Source organism: Enterovirga rhinocerotis (genome assembly GCF_004363955.1).
GTDB classification, from domain to species: Bacteria; Pseudomonadota; Alphaproteobacteria; order Rhizobiales; family Beijerinckiaceae; genus Enterovirga; species Enterovirga rhinocerotis.
Window position 1 is genome coordinate 1 of record NZ_SNZR01000003.1, and the last position, 16,859, is coordinate 16,859.

Genomic DNA, 16,859 nt, shown 5'->3' on the forward strand with positions numbered 1-16,859 from the left:
GTCCTGTGGTCCAAGGGCAAGGTCGTCTCGATCCTGCCGCTCCTCGACACGGCCCCCGAGCCCCTCCCGACGCTCCCTGCCGGCAAGGCCACGATCCGCCGCTGCTCGAAGGGGGCGCTCGTCGCCGAACGGCAGGGCATCATCCGCGCGACAGCGAACGGGGAATTTCTGCCCGAAAACCGCGGCCGCGACCATCGCATGGCAGCATGGCCGCGGGATTGTAGGCGATAGATTCGTCGGGCCGAAGACCTGGGCGTCTGCCTCGAAATCCTAATCTGCTGAAGGGGCTGCTCTGGGCGGAATGAAGATCAAGGCCACGTCACGGAGATGATCAGGCTCGGTCTGCCCCGCCTCGACCTCGTCGATCAAGGCCTGTACCAACGCCAATCGCTGATCGAAGCCGATACCGTCAAACGTCGCGACTGACGCCGCCCGCATGACAGCCTCCTGGTAGGCCCGCGTGATCGCGTCCGCGATCTCAGCACCAAACTGACGCGTCAGTTCATCGGTCCTACCTGTCGGCAACTTGCGCTTCCCTACCGATCTCCGGGCCACTTTGAGATCGAGATCGATACGGTGGCAACTCGATCTTTCTCGCGGCGCACCTCAACTGCGAGGCTACCGTCCAAAGCGGAGCGGCGGTTCGCAATCTGTCCGGCGAGCAGTGACACCGCCCTCTCCACCGCTGCCTGATCATCTTCTTCCTCAACACCATCCTGGTCCGGGTGGAAATGCGCTCCGTAGCGCACGTCGAAGAAATAGCTGCCCACCAGCCCTCCACAACTCCGATCGGCACACGGCCTAGATTGAGTGGCTCTTACACGGTCACGTAGGCGATTGCGAACCGCCCCCGCACCCAGCGTCATCCGGGCATCCTCCTGAAAGGTCCACCATGATCCGCTCCGTCCCCCAAGGCGGGCGCGCTGCTGTGCGCATTCATGCTGTCCGCTTGCAACGTCGGGCGCTCGGCGCATCCATGGCCGAGGTCGTGGAGCCCACCAACCGCGTGGAGGCCTCCGCCCGCCTTGTCGCCACGTCCGAAGGAGAGCCTCTCGAAAGGCTCGACCGGGCGCTCAGCCATCTCGCGCGATCCCAGCGAGCCCGTCAGGAAGGTCATAGACATGGTCCGTCGCAGACTGCGTCTCAGCGGGTTCGTCGCTGTCGGGGCCTCCTGACGATGATGGCGGGCGCGCTCCTTCCCCCCGCGAGTTCCTCGAGGTCATGCGCGGGACCTGGTCGTCGGTCTCGGCCGGGGTCGCCGCGCCTCCTCGCGAGATGGTTCGTGGCCGTGTGACTTTGATCGCTATCTGGCACTGATTATCAGCGCCAAGTGGCATGGCTCAACGGCCGTGATGGGGCGGGAAGCGGCCGGTCCGCTACTGGTTGCCGCTCAGCAAAGCGGACATCCGTTCGCCTATCAGATCGGCCAAACGGTAATCTCGATCAGGTCCGGTTCGACCGGCACGCTATCGTAACGGCCGCCCTGAAACTCCATCCACTGGATGCGAATCGCAACTTTTTCGGTGTTGAGGAGAAACAACGGACCTGCTGGTAGGGGATACGGCATCGACGGACTGGAAAGGGTGAATGAGCGCGAAGGAAAACAGGCTTCTGTCGTTTCGACCCGCGTCCATGGGTTCCCACTCATCTCCTCAACTTCCGGGAGGACCGGCTGGGTGTCGTAGATCCTGACGCGGATATGCTGCTGTAGGCAGTCAGCGGTGTAGACGACGAGTCCGCTTGGTGGGACGAAAAAGCTCTGCTGATATATTTCAGGCGTGATCTCGATTGGAGCCTCGAAGGTATTAGCTTCAGGATCTACTAAGTAGAGCTGACTGTAGTCGGATTGCCAGGCGAAGGTCGCCCATCCCTTTGGTGACAAAAACTGCATGTCTCTCTCTTAAACGTTTGAATGTCCGCTGGGAAGGAAGCGGCGAGTGTTGGAATGACTGGAAGGGGCCACTGACGACGATAGCGAGACGGATGCCACGAAGCGACTCGCGCTGTTACGCCCCTATATCGACGGCGAGGCGCCGCTGACGAAGGTGGCCGCTAGTGCAGGCATTCCATTTCGCACCGCCCGGCGCTGGATCGCCCGGATGCGGGAGGGCGGTCCAGCCGCTCTCAGACGCAAACAGCGCGCGGATGCCGGTGATCGTCGGCTTGATGATGCGGGCGGCGCCGACTATCGCCCTCGTCGGCGTCGGCGCCGCCACCGGCGTGTGGGTGCCGGACCGAGCGCCGCCGGTCAACACGCTCAGCGCGGTCGCGCTCAATCCCGCCGTCGCGCCGGGCGAGACCCTCCGCATCCGCTACGAGATCGAGCAGCTTCGATCCTGCGCGACGATCATTGACCGGGTGCTCTTCGACGGTGACGGCGTCCGCTACAATCTCGCGGATCTGGCCTATGCTGCAGCGCCCGGCCCGATCGGCCGCGACGGCTATACGGTGGCTCTCCCGATCCCGCGGACCTTCGCCGCCGGCCCTTCGGCCTATCGGATCGTCATCCGCTACGAGTGCAACGTCCTGCACAAGCTCTGGCCCATCATCAGAGGCGAGGTGCCGGTCGAAACACGCGGCCCTGCCGCGCCGGAGGGCCTGCCGATTGGTCCTCGTACCTCGGACCGGTGGGGAGCGGATACCCGCTGGCGGCTAAACGCCGAACAGACTTGGTTCAACTCCAGGTCTGGCCCTCGCGGAGGGCTGACCGCGCAGCTGTTCATTCCGCAGGAGATTCGCTCGGCGGAAATATCGATCGGAGGCTCGTCCGGAAGCGCTCGCACAGGAGTATTTCATAGCCCCGAATCTGAGCATTTAAGTCACTCAATCGCTCGCCGTACTCGTCCGGACCTAGTTCCCAACGCCTGAGGAAGAGATCCTCGCGCCTCTGATACATCCGAGCAATATCGATCTTGAGATGGAACATTTCCTGCCCTTTTGGTCAGAACTCCAAATGCAGTATGTTGGTTCAGTCGGCTGAGTGGTTTATCGAATGTTGAGGTCCGTATCTCTCACAGCGCGATGCCTCGGCGCCCTCGAGCGCATCCAGGACCTCCTCGGCTACGGCATGATCGCCCACCGCGCCGGCTCCCGCATCGCGGTGACGCCGGCTGGTTTCCCGGTGCTGGACTCGGTGGTGGCGGACCTCGCCGCCTGAGAGCGGCCGGCCGCCTCAGCCCGCGGCCGCCCGCCTGTCCGCGCCGAGCCGGTCGAGAACCTCGCTCAGCCGAACCACGTCGGCGTATTTCTGCTCCATGTCGAACAGGTTCGCACGGTGCGGAGCCTCGGCCCGGTCGCCGACGCATTCCTCGACGACGATAGGCTTCAGCCCGTAGGCCGAGGCATCGACGACGCTGGCGCGCACGCATCCGCTCGTCGTGCATCCCGCGACGAGAAGGGTGTCGATCCGGTTCCGGAGCAGCCAGGCCGCGAGCGAAGTGCCGAAGAATGCGGAGGCATGCTGCTTCGTCGCGACGTACTCGCCTGGCGCGGGGGCCAGGGCGTCGACGATCCGCGAGATCTCCGCCTCGGCCGTCATCCGGGCGAGGCCGGGGACCTTCAGCCCGAAGGGGCCGAGATTGGCGCCTCCCTCCTGGACCTGGAAGCAGACATGGGCGACCGGCAGGCCGGCCGACCTCGCAGCACCGAGCAGAACGCCCGTCTGCGCGATCGCCGAGCGGATGTTGAAGCCTCCGAACACCGTCTCGTCCTCGAACCCCTTCTGCAGGTCGATGATGAGAAGGGCGGTGTGCTCGCCATAGCCAAGCCGCTTGCCGAAGCCCTGCCGGTCATAGACGTCGGATGTGGTCATGTCGGATGCTCTCCGTGGTCTGTCAGGGCTTGGAGCGGACCAGCGGGCAGTCGCCCTGGTCCATGGATCGGAAGGCCTTGTCGCCCGGCACGGTGGCGACGTGCTTGTAGTAGTCGAAGGGGTGTTTGGATTCGGCAGGCGTCTTGACCTGAAAGAGATGCATGTCGCGGATCACCCGGCCGTCTTCGCGCAAGCGCCCGTTCCGGGTCATGAAATCCTCGATCGGCGTCTCCCGCATCGTCTTCATGACGGTCGGCGCGTCCTTGGTGCGGGATGCGGCGACCGCCTTCAGGTAGTGCGTCACGGCACCGTAGGCGCTGGCTTGCACCATGGTCGGCACCATGCCGCGCCGTTCGAGGAAACGGCGGCTGAAGGCCCGCGTCGCGTCGGACTGGTCCCAGTAGAAGGGCGACGTGAGGAGCAGCCCCTGGGCCGCCGCAAGCCCGAGGCTGTGCACGTCGGTGATGTAGATCACGAGCGCGGCGAGCTTCTGGTCGCCCCGGCCGATCCCGAACTCGCCCGCCTGCTTGATCGAGTTGATCGTGTCCGCCCCGCCATTGGCGAGCGCGATGATGCCCGCGCCGGAGGATTGCGCCGTGAGGAGGAAGGACGAGAAATCGGCCGTGTTGAGGGGATGGCGGGCCGTGCCGAGCACCTTCCCGCCGGTCGACCCCACGATGTCGCCGAGGTCGCGGGCCAGGGAATGCCCGAAGGCATAGTCCGCCGCGAGGAAGAACCAGCTTCGCCCCTCGGCGGCCAGCGCCCGGCCGGTCACGGTGGCCTGCGAATAGGTATCGTAGGTCCAATGCGCGGTTGTCGGTGAGCAGGCCTTCCCCGTGATGTCGGAACTGAGGGCGCTCGTCACGAGCAGAACCTTCTGCCGCTCGCGGGCGAGGCTCTGCACGGCGAGAGCGACGGCCGAATTGGGCAGATCGACGATCACATCGACCCCCTCCTGATCGAACCAGCGGCGCGCGATGCCCGCTCCGATATCCGCCTTGTTCTGATGATCGGCGGAGACCAGCTCGATCGTCATCCCGGCCACCGAGCCGCCGAAATCCTCGATCGCCATCCGGGCCGCTTCGATCGAGCCCTGACCGCCGAAATCGGCATAGCCGGAGGAACTGTCGGTCAGCACCCCGATCTTGAGGACCCCGCCTGGGGCCTGGGCGGAGGGCGCGGCCGTGCCGGCGACCAGCCAGACGGCCACCAGAAGCCACGTGATCGTCGCGGAGATCATGGATCGCATCGTCAGCCTCCCGGTCGGAGCCCTTCTGAGGGGCCTGCGAATATCTTGCCGCACGCGGGGCAGTTCGATAATCGAGAAAAATGGAAACACCGCTTTCGATAATCGCGAAAGATCAGCGGTTGCCGCTCTCGCAACTATTCGATGCGGTGCCGATCGCGGCCTTCCGAAGCTTCGTCGCGGTCGTGGAAGCCGGCGGGTTCTCCGCCGCCGCTCGGCACAGGGGCGTCGCCGTCTCCACGATCAGCAAGCATGTCGGGATGCTGGAGGCCTGCCTGCGCACCGACCTCACGCTGCGGACCACGCGCCGCGTGAGCGTGACCGAGGCCGGCAGCGACTTCTACGAGCAGTGCCGGCAGATGCTGGACCGCCTCGACGAGACCGTCGAGGCGAGCCTGCCCAGCAGCGAGCTGCGCGGCCGCCTCAGCCTGATCGCGCCGCCGTCCTTCACCCGCTGCATCCTCGCGCCGGCCCTGCCCCGCTTCCTCGCGAGCCATCCCGACCTGCACGTCGAGGTGAGGGTCACGCCGGCGCCTCCGGACTTCCTCCGCGACGGCGTCGATCTCGCGGTCAGGATGACCGACACCCATGCCGGCGGCGACCGGGTCGAGCGGATCGGCCCCGCCCCCTCCGTGCTCTGCGCCTCGCCCGGCTACCTCGCCCGCCACGGGGTGCCCGAGCGGCCCGAGGACCTGTCCGCCCATCGCTGCCTCGGCGGACTCAGTTCCCCCTACGGCGAGCGCTGGCTCTTCAAGGTGGAGCGGGATCTCGTCGCCGTTCCCATCCGCAGCGTCTTCTCGACCGATATGGGCGACCTGCTCCGAGAGGCCTGCCTCAGCGATCTCGGCATCGGCGGATTCTACGATTTCCACGTCAAGGACGACGTCGCCGCCGGACGGCTCGTGCCGGTACTCGGCACCTTCCAGGCCGATGTCAGCGCGCTCTACGTCGTGGTGCCCGGCACCCGATATGCCTCCTCGAAGACCACCGCCTTCGTCAGCTTTCTGAGGGAGACCTGGCGCCAGCAGGCAGCCTGAGCCTCGGAGCCGCGCGTGGGCGACGCGCCTTGCGACCCCCGCGCCAACATGCGCTACATCGGCCCGCAGGATGGTGGACCGATGGCGGCGGCTAAAGACTGCGGATCACCTGCAACCTCACCAACGACCGGTCCCATTTGGTCGCCAATGTCCGCCCGGTCGATCGCCCTCGCGCCACCGACGGGCTGGAGCTGCTGCGGGACATGTGGGGGATCTGCTCATCTTGGCGACCTTCGGCGTTGCCTGCCTTGCCGCCCCCCTCCTCCTGCCCGCCACTTTCGATCTTCGGTACGCTCACGTCGGGCTCTGAAGGACCGCCTTATTCCCCCATCACTCCCACCTTTCTGAGAATGACGAAGAGGTCGCTCTCGTAGGCATCTCCCGATGCGATCAGCGCGGCCCTCTGCCGATCAACCTCGGCGGGATCGCCGCTATGGTCCGAGATGACGTGGATGCGGTTCCGATCGCCATGGCGCTCCTTCTCCAGGCGATCGAGACGGTTCTTGATGATCGAGCGACTCATGTGTCTGCCCTCCATGCGGCACGGATCGCCGCGATACGCTGATCGAGCATGTCGCCGGCCGGAACTGATGCTAGGGCAGCCGGCAAGCCATTCGGATCGGACAGGGACGCGCCGACGAGCCGATCACGTTCTTCTTTGCCCTGCCGCCTCACGACCGAAGCGCGGCGTGCAAGCTCGCCCTCCAGGGCCTCGATCCGGCTGATCGTGGTTGTTCTCATCGGGATGCCTCCAGTCGGGACAGACGCTCATGCAGGTCGGTGATCTCGATCGCCTTGCCGTGGGCCTCGACGAGCTTCCCGAGTTCCGCGGCCTCGACGGGCGTAAGCTCTCCTTCGCTGACAGCCGCGAGGATGGCACTCGTGGCCTTGGTCAGGTCCGCCGGGCTCTCGATCGTCGGAAGGGTAACGGCGGTGATGGCTCCGCGGCGAACGGGGGCGATCCGATCCATGATGATACGAGCTGCTGTCATATCGCCGTCCTTCGCGGCCTCGACGACGGCCTTCACGACACCCTCGACGTCTTCGCTCATGATCTTCTCGGCGAGGATTGTGGTCGCGTGACGCGCGCCGCGTGGCTTGCCAGTCGGATTGCCGGATTGACCGGGCTCGAAAGGCCGACCTCGTCCTCTTCGCTGCTTTCGCTCTGCATTTTCAGCCATGGATCACCTTGAGGTTCGGGGAATGAAGGCTGGCGAAGCTCGCGAGGACACGTCGCTGGTCGATTGCACCGAGCCGCCCGAACGTCGCCTCCGCCTCGCCCAGCATGTCGGCATCGTCGCCGCTGATCTCGGCCCGCAGGATGGCGAACTCGACATCCGCACCACGCGATCCGGACATCACCTTTACGAGAGCGCGGAGGCTTCGGAGTCGGGCTTTTCGCTCGGCCGGATCGAGACCGGGAAGGAATGGACCCCAGGTCATTGGCTGTCACCGAAATCGGCGCCCACGCGAAATTGGGTACAGACCCCTTGCGACACTGCGACAGCCGCGACAGTTGCGACGTTTGCTCGTCGAAACCTGCCAACTGTCGCAAGCGTCGCGGCTGTCGCAACGTCGCAGGGCATGAAAACCTGAAAATCCGGGGAGGTCTCACGCATGACCGACCTCCGCCCCCAGCAGCCGGATCGTGCGGGGACGCTTGCTCGTCTCCTCGACCCAGCCATGGGCGCTCAGCACCTCGATTGCCTGATCCGCATCCTTCTTGATGCGGGTGGCATTGGGACCGAGACGAAGGATTTCGCGGAACGAGATTTCACTACCCGGCTGGAGTTGAAGCCAGTTCAACAGGGCCTGCGCCCGCAGGAGCACCGGATCGGTCCGGCTTCCCTCCTGAAGGCGGACGGCCTCGCCGAGATACCAGGCGACGAGGACGATCGCGTCTTCCATCTCCACCGCCCGGACCTCGGGTGCGTTGATGTTCTCGACGATGGTCAACACCCCCGCGATCCGAGCAACATGCTCGGCTGCCTTCGCGGCCAGATCGCGGATGCCGGCGTAGTCCCGGCCAGCGCCGCACTTCACCTCGACGCCGTCGTAGAAGTCCCGCCAGAGATTGGTCGCGTCCGCCGACAGCGGCAGCGCCCGCGGGTCGAGGCCCTGTGACCGGTCGGTCGAGATCGGCCACGGCGTCTCGAGGAGCGCGAGGATGCGCGCCCCGTATACCCGGATCGCAGCATCGTCCTCTGCTCGGGGCTCGGCGTATCGACGGCTGCCCGCCAAAGTGTCGGGCGAAGCGACCAGGAACCGGGACAGCAGGCCCTGATCTTTCAAGACTGGATCCGTTAGGAAGGTCGCCGCGGCTTCGGGCTGGAGCATGATGTGAGCGGCGAGCCGGCGCCCGCGCAGGATGCTGACGCCGTCGGCGGCACGGACCCGCTTGATCGTGGCGCCATCCCAACACTCCGAGAATCCGGCGGCGGTGCGAAGGCGGTTCTCCGCGGTCATTCCGTGCCCGCCGACGAACTGCCCTCCTTCGGCGGAGAAGAGGCCGAGCGACGCCGGCGCATTGGCCCACGCCTTGATGAGGCCCTCAATCGTCGGATCAGCGGCGACGAGGAAGGGATGAAGAGGCGACTCCGGCTCCGGTCCCAAATCGCGCAGCGCCTCCCTCCGACCCTCATAGTCGAGCTTTTTATTGGCCTCGATCGCGCGCTTTTCGGCAGCCCAGGAGGCTGCCGCGATAGCCCATGCCTGTCGCTCGGAGACGTAGATCTCGTGAAGCACCTCCTCCCGCTTGCGGATCGGCCAGAGGGCTTCCCGGTCGGCAGTCGTTTTTCTCCCTCCCGATTCCTGCACAGAGGCGAAGTTGAGGGAGAGAGGGCGCTTCTGCCCATAGGGAAGCACGACATCCGCATGGGCCTGAGCGGCGAGGGACGCCGCCGCGAGGACAGATTGCGATGCGATCGCCGCCGGCACCTGCACCTTGGCGGCGATGGCTTTGGCAGCACGGCTCAACATTGGGCCGAGACAATCGACCGGATAGGCGCAGGCCGAGGGCATAGCAGGGAAGAGAGGAAGCCTCTCTCCCGTCCGTTGACCGTTTGCCCGGTAGCTGGAGCCAGGGATGCCGCTCCCGGCGGGCACGACGTCGTCGATGTCGATATAGGTCACGCGGCCCTCCGGGCTTCGGCGGGGACGAGGATCCGCGGGGCGGGCCGGGTGAGCGCGGCGCGAAGCTCACGGCCGTGCTCGTGATCCTCGGCGAGAAGGGGGCCGGCATCGTCAAGCCAGCCGGCCGCAACGCGGGGCTTCAGCAGGACGACGCCTCGGCGCTCCGCGCGGAGCCACGCAATCGGATCGCGCCAGATGGGCAATCCTTCGTGCTCGGCCAGCCGGGGATGGTAGGCGCCTCCCGAACCGATCCCCCAGGCTCGACCGAGCCAAGTTGCGGTGCGCCCCAGAGCCGGGAGCCAGGCAACGATGTCTTCCGGCTCGCCCGCCGTGTCCTCGGCGAGGATGAGGAAGGCACGAACCGTACGGACTGCCAGCGAGAGACGGAGATGCTGCTCCAGCTCGAAGCGGTCATGACCGTCGATCGAGACATAGCCGGCTCGGATCGGAGGGCTCATGTCGAGCGCTGCGTCGGAGACGCCAAGCCGATGGAGTTCCCCGCGTTCGCGGGGGCTCAGGCCGAAATTGGCGTGAAAGGTGCCGGCGATGCGGGAGGGGAGCAAGGCAGTCATCGTCAGACCCTCCGCGCGTCGGGGCCGAGACCCGCAAGGGAGGCGACCGCCGCCGCGACGGGGAGCGGCAAGCCCCACCGCATAGCGGTGCGACGATGCACGATCGCCTGCACGAAGTCCGGATCGAGTTCAGCCGGGCGGCCGATCGGCGCCGGCAGCTTGGTCTTGGTGGTTCTCTTCGACATTGAGCAGTCCTTTTCGAGGGACCGCCGAATTCATGGTGGCGTTGGGCCGCCGAGCACGGTATGTGGAGGTTGCTGCACACCACACACCGTTATCGAGAGCCCTCGTTGCCCTATCCGGCGGCGGGGGCTTTCTGTTTCGGGGTGGTGCCCCGCGCGATCTCAGCCGCGCGATGCGGATAGGTCCGGGCTGAAGCCCAGGACCGGCAGACCTCAGGATCATATCTGACCAATCGAGGCCCGACGCGGACGAAGCCCGGCCCTTCGCCGGTGCTGTCGTAGCGTTCGAGGGTGCGCACGCCGATGCCCAGCATCTTGGCGGCTGCAGCGCGCGTGATCAGGGCCATTCACGCAGCCTCCGTCTCGACGAGACCGAGCTTTCTGCGCAGAGGCGCGGTCGGGACAGCCCACCGCCCCCCAATACGCACCGCCCCCAGATCCTTCTTGGACCGATAGGCCGCGCTGCGGCCGAGACCGAACGCCGCCCCCGCGGTTTCGAGGTCGACCGTCAATCTCTCGACAAGAGCTTTCCGAATGCTCTGGTCCATCGGAGAAACCCCTTTGCCCGGCACGACCTAACACAGAAGGCGATATGTGCCGCGATATCGCGATGAAAACCTCCTACAGGCGAGGCTCGGGCTATGCAAGGGGTTATTGGCGTGATATCGCGATCGCTCGCACTAGGTGGGATTTTCGATGACGATCGAGCAGAAGGAAGAGGCACCTCGAAACAAGGGCGGGCGCCCCCGGAAGCATCCGAAGGGCGAACGCCGGTCGACTTTGTCGTTCCGCGTCCGTGGGGACATGCACGAAAGGCTCGCGGCATCCGGGCGTGAGAACGAGCGCTCAATCAGCGAGGAGATCGAGTTCATCATCCAAATGCACTACGCTCGGAGGGATCACAGCGGGGGCGCAGACGCCGAGAAACTGCTTGGCCTGATCCAGTCGTCTTTCGACATCGCGGCCCGGATGGGCCGCCCGGTATCATTCAAGGATCCGGATTCAGTCCAGATGGCGAAAGGCATGCTCGATACGTGTTTCCGGCACATGAGTGAGGGTCCGAAACCGTTTGATGTCCCGCTGCGCGGTCTGTCCGCAGAGGAAGCCGGCGACAACATGGCTCAGCTGGCCTTGAGTTTGGCCGGGGAGCTTCCGACCGAAAGACCGTCGCCCACAAAAAAAGATCAGACACCAGAAGGCACATCTTAGTACTGACCAATACGAGTAGATACAGGCCGCATTAGAAGCCAGAACGAGCCTATTGATCTTGTGGCCACACAGACTACCGTCTCTTTAAATCAGGCGGACAAGCGGCTATGCTTCGTGAGATCATCAAGCTTCGCTCAGATGCGCGCTTCAAGGCGGCGATTTCAGCTGCCGCGCGTGATCGAGGCGTCACCGTCTCCACGCTGATCCGGGATCAGCTTCGCCCGGTCCTCGCCGATCAGACCCGTCAGACGGGCCGGGAGGCGCGAGCATGACCCCGACCGGCTACGACTTCACCCCTCTCACGGCCGAAGAGCCTCCAGTCGAGGCGGGCGCTCCCGCCCTTCCGATCGAGCCCCATCTCGCGAAGGCGATCGAGAACGCGAACTTCGCCAAAGGGCACTTGGACATCTTCAATCTGATCCTGAATGGCGCGCCCCGCGAGGAGACCGCCATCCGGGATTCCCTGGTCGCCGCCTACCGGCACATGGAGGATGCCTGGAGCAGCTATCGCGCGGCTCTCGAAGTCGCCGGCTGCCGGGGGCAGGCATGATCGTGATGGCGAACGAGGAGCGATAGATGTCCACCCCCAAGGCTCCGGCCGCCCCTGATCCCGTCATGACTGCGATGATGCAGAACCAGTTGAACCGCTCGACTGCGATCACGCAGCAGGGCCTCAACATGATCGATCAGGTCGGTCCCGATGGCACCCTGACCTACTCGCAGACGGGCGAACAGCAGTTCACGGACCCGCTCACGGGGCAGAAATACTCCATCCCGAAATACACCGCGACGACGCAGCTCTCGGAGAGCGGCCAGCGTGTCCAGGCTCTGAACAACACGACGCAGGAGAACATCGCCCGGATCGGCAGCGAGCAGTCGGCTCGGATTGGGGACCTTCTCGGCAACCCGGTCCAGATCGGGAACGAAGCTGCGGAAGCGCGTCTCTTCGACCTGGGCTCGAAGCGCCTTGATCCGATGTTCCAGCGCAACGAGGAGGCTCTCCGAACCCGGCTCGTCAACCAGGGTCTGCGGCCCGGCACGGCGGCCTGGGATGCCGAGATGAGCCAGTTCGGCCAGGGCCGGAACGACGCCTACAATCAGCTCCTGCTCCAGGGGCGCGGTCAGGCGGTGAAGGAGCAGCTGACCGAGCGCAACCAGCCCTTGAACGAGATCAATGCGCTGATGTCGGGCTCGCAGGTGTCGCAACAGAACTTCATCGGCACGCCTCAGACGCAGCTTGCCGGGACCGACTATCAGGGCGCGGTGCGCGACAGCTACGATGCGCAGATGAAGGGTTATGCTGCCCAGCAGCAGAGCCAGGGCGCCATGCTCGGCGGGCTCTTTGGCTTGGCCGGCACCCTGGGGGGGGCTGGCATCAACAAGTACTCTGACCGGCGGCTGAAGCGGAATATCCGGCACATCGGGACCCTGCCCAACGGCCTTCCCGTCTACGGCTACGAGATCGGCGGCCGATACGAGATCGGCCTGATGGCGGACGAGGTGCGCGAACTCCGTCCCGAGGCCGTCACCCGGATGCCGAACGGCTACGACATGGTCGACTATTCCAAGGCGGTGCTGTGATGGCTGCTCCCTCTCCCGCGACGACTACCATGATGCCCTTCACCTGGGGATCAGGCGGCGAACGCCTCACGCCTGAAGCCATCCGCCGGCGGCGCGAGATCGCGAACGCGCTCATCAAAGGCGGAAGCGACTATTCGCCCATCGGGCATTGGACGCAGGGCATTGCCCGCGTCGCTCAGGCTCTCGTCGGGGGCTATGAAGCGCGGGAGCTGAATCGGGCGGAGGGGGCGAATGCCGCCCGCTCGCAGGAACTTTCGAACAAGGGCCTGTCCTGGCTCTATGGCGGGGGCAGCACGCCTTCCCCCGACGTCCCAGCAGCCGGCGCGAGCCCTGTGAGCCTCGATCCGACTGCCCCTGTTGCGGGCGGTGGCGGCGCTCCGGTCGCGGCCGGCGACAACTCGGCCTTCCCGACCTCCCTCATCGGCAACGAGAGCGGCGGCCGCTGGAATGCTCAGAACGGCCACGTCGGGGCTGGCGGGCTGAAGGGTCACTTCGGCAGGCTCCAGTTCGGTCAGGCTCGCCTCCAGGAGGCGATGGCGGCAGGTGTGATGCCGCAGGGCACAACGCCGCAGCAGTTCATGGCCTCGCCGGAGCTTCAGCAGGCGGCGGAGCGCTGGCACTTCGGGGACATCGATCGGCGGATCGCAGGTGCCGGCTTCGATCAGCTCATTGGCCAGAACATCGGTGGGGTCCCGGTCACGCTGAACGGCATGCGGGCGGCTGCCCATCTTGGGGGTTTTGGCGGACTCACGAAGCTGATCCAGTCCGGCGGACGCATCAATGCACGAGACGCCAACAAGACGAGCCTCCTCGACTATATGCGCCGCCACGGCGCTCCGGGTGGAGTGCTGGCCGGCTCCGCCCCGCAACAGGTCGCGTCCGGGCCGATCCAGGACGATCCGAGCGTCCCGAGCGATGGGCCGGGCGTGCCGCTGGGTTACAATCCCGCACCCTCCGGCTCGGCTGCGGCGGATGCCTCTCGCGTTGCGGCCGATGGCGGGCCACGCATGGTCCTGTCGCCTCAGAACCCGCTCTTCACGCCGCAGCAGGCCATGGCGGGGGGGGCATCCAGTTCTGGACAGACCCCATCGCCCGTCGCGATGGCACTCGCGAACCCGAGGGACGCTGCGGCCGGGATCAACTGGACGAGCGGCGTCATGACCCCGTCCGGCGTCACTCGTCCGCCGAATCCGGGGGATGGGATCGATTGGACCAACGGCGTGATGACGCGATCCAGTCCGGCCGCCGATATGCCGGCCGAGGGGGCGCGTCCTGTGGACTTCGTCATCCCGCCCGCCCGTCCCGGCGGAGAACTGACGACTGTCCCGTCTTCGGGCGATCAGGCGAACACGCCTGCGGCAGGCGCTCAGCCCGTCCAGCAGCAGGCGCAGCCGAGCAAGGTCGCTCAGGCTCTCGTCGCCCAGACGGGCGGAGATCCGCGCGTGATCGCCGAGATGATCTCCTCGCCCTACGTCGACGATGCGACGAAGCAGATCGGCATGCTGCTCCTTCAGCAGCGGATGCAATCTTTGCAGAAGGACAAGCCCGATTGGGGCGTCATCTCGAAAGACGATTACGGCCGGGAGCAATATGGCTGGATCGACAAGAGGCGTCAGGCGATCACGCCCTACAATGCCTCGTCTCAGGCTCCGAGCGGACCATCTGCAATCCCGCCCGCCCCTCCGGGTGTCGATCCGAAGGCGTGGCGCGACGCCCATTCGAAGCAGCTTGCTGAGGGCTCTGCGACGGGCAACTTCGATCAGGAGACCAAGCTCCGATCCGAGTTCGGCAAGAACCTCGGCACCTTCGCAGACGTGCATGACGCCTTCGGGCGCGTGATCGCCTCGACGCAGGGGCGCTCAACCAATCCCGACGACAAGTCCCCGGCCGCCGATATCGCGCTCGTCTTCGGCTACATGAAGATGCTCGATCCCGGTTCCGTCGTCCGCGAGGGCGAATATGCGACGGCCAAGAATGCAGGCGGGATCCCCGAGCGGGTTCAGAACACCTACAATCAGCTGCTCAACGGCGAGTTCCTGACCCCCAAGCAGCGTCAGGACTTCGTCAACCAAGCCCAGCGCGTCTATGGGCAGGCCCGTAAGAAAGCCGAGGAGACGGCGGGCGTCTATCGGAACCTGTCGAAGGGCTATCAGGTCGACGCCAATCGCGTCGTGACCCTGCCGGAAGCCCTTCAAGCGCCGGTCGTGGATGCCTCTGCAACGGCCCAACCGGGTGCCTCGGCCCCAACGGGCTCGCCGGCCGGCAGTGTGGCCCGTCCGACGACACAGGCCGACTTCGATCGCCTCCCCCGAGGAGCCGTCTACGTCGATCCCGACGACGGCAAGACATACCGGAAGCAATAACCATGGCAGGACCCCGCTTCAAAGGAATCCCTGTCGACGAAGCTCCGGCTCCGGTGCGCCCCCGCTTCGGCGGCGGCATCCCGGTGGAGGTCGCTCCACCTGCGGAGTCCGATCCGACGGCAGGACGGCTCGGTGGCGCGCCCCAGACTGCTCAATCGGCCTACTCGCCTGACTTCACGGGCTCGGCCGCTGTCGGCAGGGGGATCATCGACGGCGTGCCGATCGTCGGACCTTACCTGCTCGGAGGCGTCGAGCGTGGCGCCGCTCGTGTTCGGTCCTGGCAGAACGGAACGCCCTACGAGCAGGAACTCGGTGCGGTTCGCGGTGAGGGCCAGCAACTCGCGCGAGAGAACCCATGGGCGACGACCGGCGGGAATATCGTCGGCGGCATCGCGGGGACGGCTCCGGTCGCTGCTGCGGCTCCTGCCGCGTTTGGCCTGTCGCAGGCCGGATTGCCGGCACGAGTGATAGCGTCCACGACGAGCGGCACGGCTATCGGTGGGGCCGATGCCGCTGTTCGGTCCGGTGGAGAATGGGAAAAGACCCGTAATGGGGCGTTGTGGGGTGGTGTTTTTGGCTTCGGCGCGCCTCTCGCCGGGCAGGTCGTCGGCTCTGGTGTCCGCCGGGCATGGAATGCCATCACCAACCGCCCCGCCAATGGCATGGGCGGCCCGGCGGCCGGGATGCTCGCGGATGATGTCCGAATGGCTGGCGGCCCTCAGGTCGTCCGTCAGAGGATGTCGGAGCTTGGGCCTGATGCCATGCTCATGGATGCCGCCCCCGCGTTCGAGGGAAGGGCTCAGGGCGCCGTCGTCAGGCCGGAGACACGCCAGACGATCATCGATGCCCTCACGGGGCGGAACGCCGGCAAGAACGCCCGGCTCGCCACTGATCTCGATGCCGCGATCGGGCCGGCCCCGGTTCCGTCTCAGATCGAGGGCGGTCTCGCGGCATCCCGCAATCTGACTGCGGAGGCTTATGGCCCCGTGATGCGCGGAGCCCGTGCGGTCGATACGCGCCCTCTGGCCAACCGCCTGGAGGAAGCGGCGATCAATCTTCGCGGTCCCGCCCAGCGGGCCGTCCGCGACGTCCGCAACATGCTGGATATCCCCGGCACCCCCGGTCATCTCGATCCGCATCCGCAAGCGCTCCTCAACACCCGTCAGGCCATCGACGGGCTGCTCTCGAGCGAGCAGAACCCGCAGGTCGTCCGCCAGCTCACGATGGCCCGTCAGGCCGTCGATGCCGAACTGACCCGTGCCGTTCCCGGCATCAAGGCTGTCGATGCCCGCTATGCTGAACTCGCCCGCCAGTCCGAGGGGCTACAGCGAGGTGTGCAGGTGCTCGACAGCGGGCGCACGGCACCCCGTCCGGCTGAGATGGCGCAGGAGATCGCGCAAGGGGCGCTGCCCCAGGGCGAGATGGTCGGCCCCTCTGCCGTGCCGTTCCGGATGCGCCAGGGTGCTCGTGCCGAGATCGATCGACAGGTAGGCACCAAGGCCAATGACCTCGTCGCGCTCCGCAATGTCGTGAAGGGCGAAGGGGATTGGAACCGGGCAAAGCTGACACAGCTCTTCGGTCGGGAGAATGCCGAACTGGTGCTGAGCGCTGTCGATCGCGAGGCCGCCTTCGAGCGCGTCTACAATCAGGTGGTCAACAACTCGATGACCTCGGTTCGCGAGCGGGCTGCGGCCGGGATGGCGCCACGCGGGGAGGGATCTGCGAC

22 protein-coding genes and 1 pseudogene are annotated in these 16,859 nt (G+C 65.9%); 10 read left to right on the top strand and 13 right to left on the bottom strand.

The window, feature by feature from the left end:
- Window positions 1-231 (top strand): hypothetical protein (locus EV668_RS24605; RefSeq protein WP_166652282.1); only part of this gene is annotated, 231 nt, incomplete at its 5' end.
- Window positions 232-270: 39 nt separating this feature from the next.
- Here EV668_RS24605 and EV668_RS00200 read toward each other — a convergent pair.
- From EV668_RS00200 to EV668_RS00210, 3 genes are all read right to left on the bottom strand, one after another.
- Window positions 271-525, bottom strand: coding sequence for a hypothetical protein (locus EV668_RS00200; protein WP_133767867.1), 255 nt, complete (start codon window positions 523-525; stop codon window positions 271-273).
- 11 nt (window positions 526-536) lie between these two features.
- Window positions 537-770 (bottom strand): DUF6894 family protein, encoded by a 234-nt coding sequence (locus EV668_RS00205; RefSeq protein WP_133767868.1) that lies wholly within the window; start codon window positions 768-770, stop codon window positions 537-539.
- A gap of 647 nt (window positions 771-1,417) precedes the next feature.
- Complete coding sequence (locus tag EV668_RS00210) at window positions 1,418-1,891, bottom strand: hypothetical protein (protein WP_133767869.1); 474 nt, start codon at window positions 1,889-1,891, stop codon at window positions 1,418-1,420.
- Window positions 1,892-2,003: 112 nt separating this feature from the next.
- Here EV668_RS00210 and EV668_RS25690 point away from each other — a divergent pair.
- The 3 genes and pseudogenes from EV668_RS25690 to EV668_RS24615 form a co-directional block, all read left to right on the top strand.
- Window positions 2,004-2,132: pseudogene (locus tag EV668_RS25690) on the top strand (helix-turn-helix domain-containing protein); the annotation flags it as partial.
- A 13-nt stretch (window positions 2,133-2,145) separates the two neighbouring features.
- Entirely contained in the window at window positions 2,146-2,868 is a 723-nt protein-coding gene (locus EV668_RS25120) for a hypothetical protein (protein WP_133767870.1), read from the top strand.
- Between the two features lie 124 nt (window positions 2,869-2,992).
- On the top strand, window positions 2,993-3,157 hold the full coding sequence (locus tag EV668_RS24615; protein WP_166652283.1) for a hypothetical protein: 165 nt from the start codon (window positions 2,993-2,995) through the stop codon (window positions 3,155-3,157).
- Window positions 3,158-3,172: 15 nt separating this feature from the next.
- Here EV668_RS24615 and EV668_RS00225 read toward each other — a convergent pair whose 3' ends face one another.
- Window positions 3,173-3,811 (bottom strand): isochorismatase family protein, encoded by a 639-nt coding sequence (locus EV668_RS00225; RefSeq protein WP_133767871.1) that lies wholly within the window; start codon window positions 3,809-3,811, stop codon window positions 3,173-3,175.
- A gap of 22 nt (window positions 3,812-3,833) precedes the next feature.
- Window positions 3,834-5,060 carry an ABC transporter substrate-binding protein gene (locus EV668_RS00230; RefSeq protein ID WP_133767872.1) on the bottom strand — a complete coding sequence of 409 codons (1,227 nt, stop codon included), beginning with the start codon at window positions 5,058-5,060 and terminating at the stop codon, window positions 3,834-3,836.
- 119 nt (window positions 5,061-5,179) lie between these two features.
- Here EV668_RS00230 and EV668_RS00235 point away from each other — a divergent pair, with 119 nt between their 5' ends.
- Window positions 5,180-6,094 (top strand): LysR family transcriptional regulator, encoded by a 915-nt coding sequence (locus EV668_RS00235; protein WP_166652284.1) that lies wholly within the window; start codon window positions 5,180-5,182, stop codon window positions 6,092-6,094.
- Window positions 6,095-6,413: 319 nt separating this feature from the next.
- On the opposite strand, the gene EV668_RS00240 is transcribed toward EV668_RS00235, so the two are convergent.
- The 8 genes from EV668_RS00240 to EV668_RS00275 form a co-directional block, all read right to left on the bottom strand.
- Window positions 6,414-6,617, bottom strand: coding sequence for a hypothetical protein (locus EV668_RS00240; protein ID WP_133767874.1), 204 nt, complete (start codon window positions 6,615-6,617; stop codon window positions 6,414-6,416).
- Window positions 6,614-6,835, bottom strand: a complete 222-nt coding sequence (locus EV668_RS00245) for a hypothetical protein (protein ID WP_133767875.1) — start codon at window positions 6,833-6,835, stop codon at window positions 6,614-6,616. The genes EV668_RS00240 and EV668_RS00245 overlap by 4 nt, the downstream gene beginning before the upstream one ends.
- Complete coding sequence (locus tag EV668_RS00250) at window positions 6,832-7,275, bottom strand: DUF5681 domain-containing protein (protein ID WP_133767876.1); 444 nt, start codon at window positions 7,273-7,275, stop codon at window positions 6,832-6,834. Before EV668_RS00250 ends, EV668_RS00245 begins: the two co-directional genes overlap by 4 nt.
- Window positions 7,268-7,453 (bottom strand): hypothetical protein, encoded by a 186-nt coding sequence (locus EV668_RS00255; protein WP_133767877.1) that lies wholly within the window; start codon window positions 7,451-7,453, stop codon window positions 7,268-7,270. Before EV668_RS00255 ends, EV668_RS00250 begins: the two co-directional genes overlap by 8 nt.
- A gap of 252 nt (window positions 7,454-7,705) precedes the next feature.
- On the bottom strand, window positions 7,706-9,073 hold the full coding sequence (locus EV668_RS00260) for a YfjI family protein (RefSeq protein ID WP_166652285.1): 1,368 nt from the start codon (window positions 9,071-9,073) through the stop codon (window positions 7,706-7,708).
- 149 nt (window positions 9,074-9,222) lie between these two features.
- Window positions 9,223-9,798, bottom strand: coding sequence for a hypothetical protein (locus tag EV668_RS00265; protein ID WP_133767879.1), 576 nt, complete (start codon window positions 9,796-9,798; stop codon window positions 9,223-9,225).
- A gap of 2 nt (window positions 9,799-9,800) precedes the next feature.
- On the bottom strand, window positions 9,801-9,983 hold the full coding sequence (locus EV668_RS00270; protein WP_133767880.1) for a hypothetical protein: 183 nt from the start codon (window positions 9,981-9,983) through the stop codon (window positions 9,801-9,803).
- Window positions 9,984-10,093: 110 nt separating this feature from the next.
- A complete protein-coding gene (locus EV668_RS00275; protein WP_133767881.1) occupies window positions 10,094-10,327 on the bottom strand; it encodes a helix-turn-helix transcriptional regulator in 234 nt (77 codons plus the stop codon).
- 349 nt (window positions 10,328-10,676) lie between these two features.
- Between EV668_RS00275 and EV668_RS00285 the strand changes: the two genes are divergently transcribed.
- From EV668_RS00285 to EV668_RS00305, 5 genes are all read left to right on the top strand, one after another.
- Window positions 10,677-11,189 carry a hypothetical protein gene (locus tag EV668_RS00285; protein ID WP_133767883.1) on the top strand — a complete coding sequence of 171 codons (513 nt, stop codon included), beginning with the start codon at window positions 10,677-10,679 and terminating at the stop codon, window positions 11,187-11,189.
- A gap of 268 nt (window positions 11,190-11,457) precedes the next feature.
- Window positions 11,458-11,739 (top strand): hypothetical protein, encoded by a 282-nt coding sequence (locus EV668_RS00290; RefSeq protein ID WP_133767884.1) that lies wholly within the window; start codon window positions 11,458-11,460, stop codon window positions 11,737-11,739.
- A gap of 26 nt (window positions 11,740-11,765) precedes the next feature.
- Window positions 11,766-12,770 (top strand): tail fiber domain-containing protein, encoded by a 1,005-nt coding sequence (locus EV668_RS00295; RefSeq protein ID WP_133767885.1) that lies wholly within the window; start codon window positions 11,766-11,768, stop codon window positions 12,768-12,770.
- Window positions 12,771-12,799: 29 nt separating this feature from the next.
- Window positions 12,800-15,133, top strand: coding sequence for a hypothetical protein (locus EV668_RS00300; RefSeq protein ID WP_133767886.1), 2,334 nt, complete (start codon window positions 12,800-12,802; stop codon window positions 15,131-15,133).
- 2 nt (window positions 15,134-15,135) lie between these two features.
- The coding region (locus tag EV668_RS00305) for a hypothetical protein (RefSeq protein ID WP_166652286.1) at window positions 15,136-16,859 on the top strand (1,724 nt) is incomplete at its 3' end.

Excerpts from the sequence above, each read along its gene's own strand:
- EV668_RS00285 (WP_133767883.1), top strand. The coding sequence starts at position 10,677 with ATGACGATCGAGCAGAAGGAAGAGGCACCTCGAAACAAGGGCGGGCGC.
- EV668_RS00295 (WP_133767885.1), top strand. The coding sequence starts at position 11,766 with ATGTCCACCCCCAAGGCTCCGGCCGCCCCTGATCCCGTCATGACTGCG.
- EV668_RS00240 (WP_133767874.1), bottom strand. The coding sequence starts at position 6,617 with ATGAGTCGCTCGATCATCAAGAACCGTCTCGATCGCCTGGAGAAGGAG.
- EV668_RS00245 (WP_133767875.1), bottom strand. The coding sequence starts at position 6,835 with ATGAGAACAACCACGATCAGCCGGATCGAGGCCCTGGAGGGCGAGCTT.
- EV668_RS00210 (WP_133767869.1), bottom strand. The coding sequence starts at position 1,891 with ATGCAGTTTTTGTCACCAAAGGGATGGGCGACCTTCGCCTGGCAATCC.
- EV668_RS00230 (WP_133767872.1), bottom strand. The coding sequence starts at position 5,060 with ATGCGATCCATGATCTCCGCGACGATCACGTGGCTTCTGGTGGCCGTC.
- EV668_RS00270 (WP_133767880.1), bottom strand. The coding sequence starts at position 9,983 with ATGTCGAAGAGAACCACCAAGACCAAGCTGCCGGCGCCGATCGGCCGC.
- EV668_RS00260 (WP_166652285.1), bottom strand. The coding sequence starts at position 9,073 with ATGTTGAGCCGTGCTGCCAAAGCCATCGCCGCCAAGGTGCAGGTGCCG.
- EV668_RS00265 (WP_133767879.1), bottom strand. The coding sequence starts at position 9,798 with ATGACTGCCTTGCTCCCCTCCCGCATCGCCGGCACCTTTCACGCCAAT.
- EV668_RS00225 (WP_133767871.1), bottom strand. The coding sequence starts at position 3,811 with ATGACCACATCCGACGTCTATGACCGGCAGGGCTTCGGCAAGCGGCTT.
- EV668_RS25120 (WP_133767870.1), top strand. The coding sequence starts at position 2,146 with ATGCCGGTGATCGTCGGCTTGATGATGCGGGCGGCGCCGACTATCGCC.
- EV668_RS00290 (WP_133767884.1), top strand. The coding sequence starts at position 11,458 with ATGACCCCGACCGGCTACGACTTCACCCCTCTCACGGCCGAAGAGCCT.
- EV668_RS24615 (WP_166652283.1), top strand. The coding sequence starts at position 2,993 with ATGTTGAGGTCCGTATCTCTCACAGCGCGATGCCTCGGCGCCCTCGAG.
- EV668_RS00250 (WP_133767876.1), bottom strand. The coding sequence starts at position 7,275 with ATGGCTGAAAATGCAGAGCGAAAGCAGCGAAGAGGACGAGGTCGGCCT.
- EV668_RS00275 (WP_133767881.1), bottom strand. The coding sequence starts at position 10,327 with ATGGCCCTGATCACGCGCGCTGCAGCCGCCAAGATGCTGGGCATCGGC.
- EV668_RS00255 (WP_133767877.1), bottom strand. The coding sequence starts at position 7,453 with ATGTCCGGATCGCGTGGTGCGGATGTCGAGTTCGCCATCCTGCGGGCC.
- EV668_RS00300 (WP_133767886.1), top strand. The coding sequence starts at position 12,800 with ATGATGCCCTTCACCTGGGGATCAGGCGGCGAACGCCTCACGCCTGAA.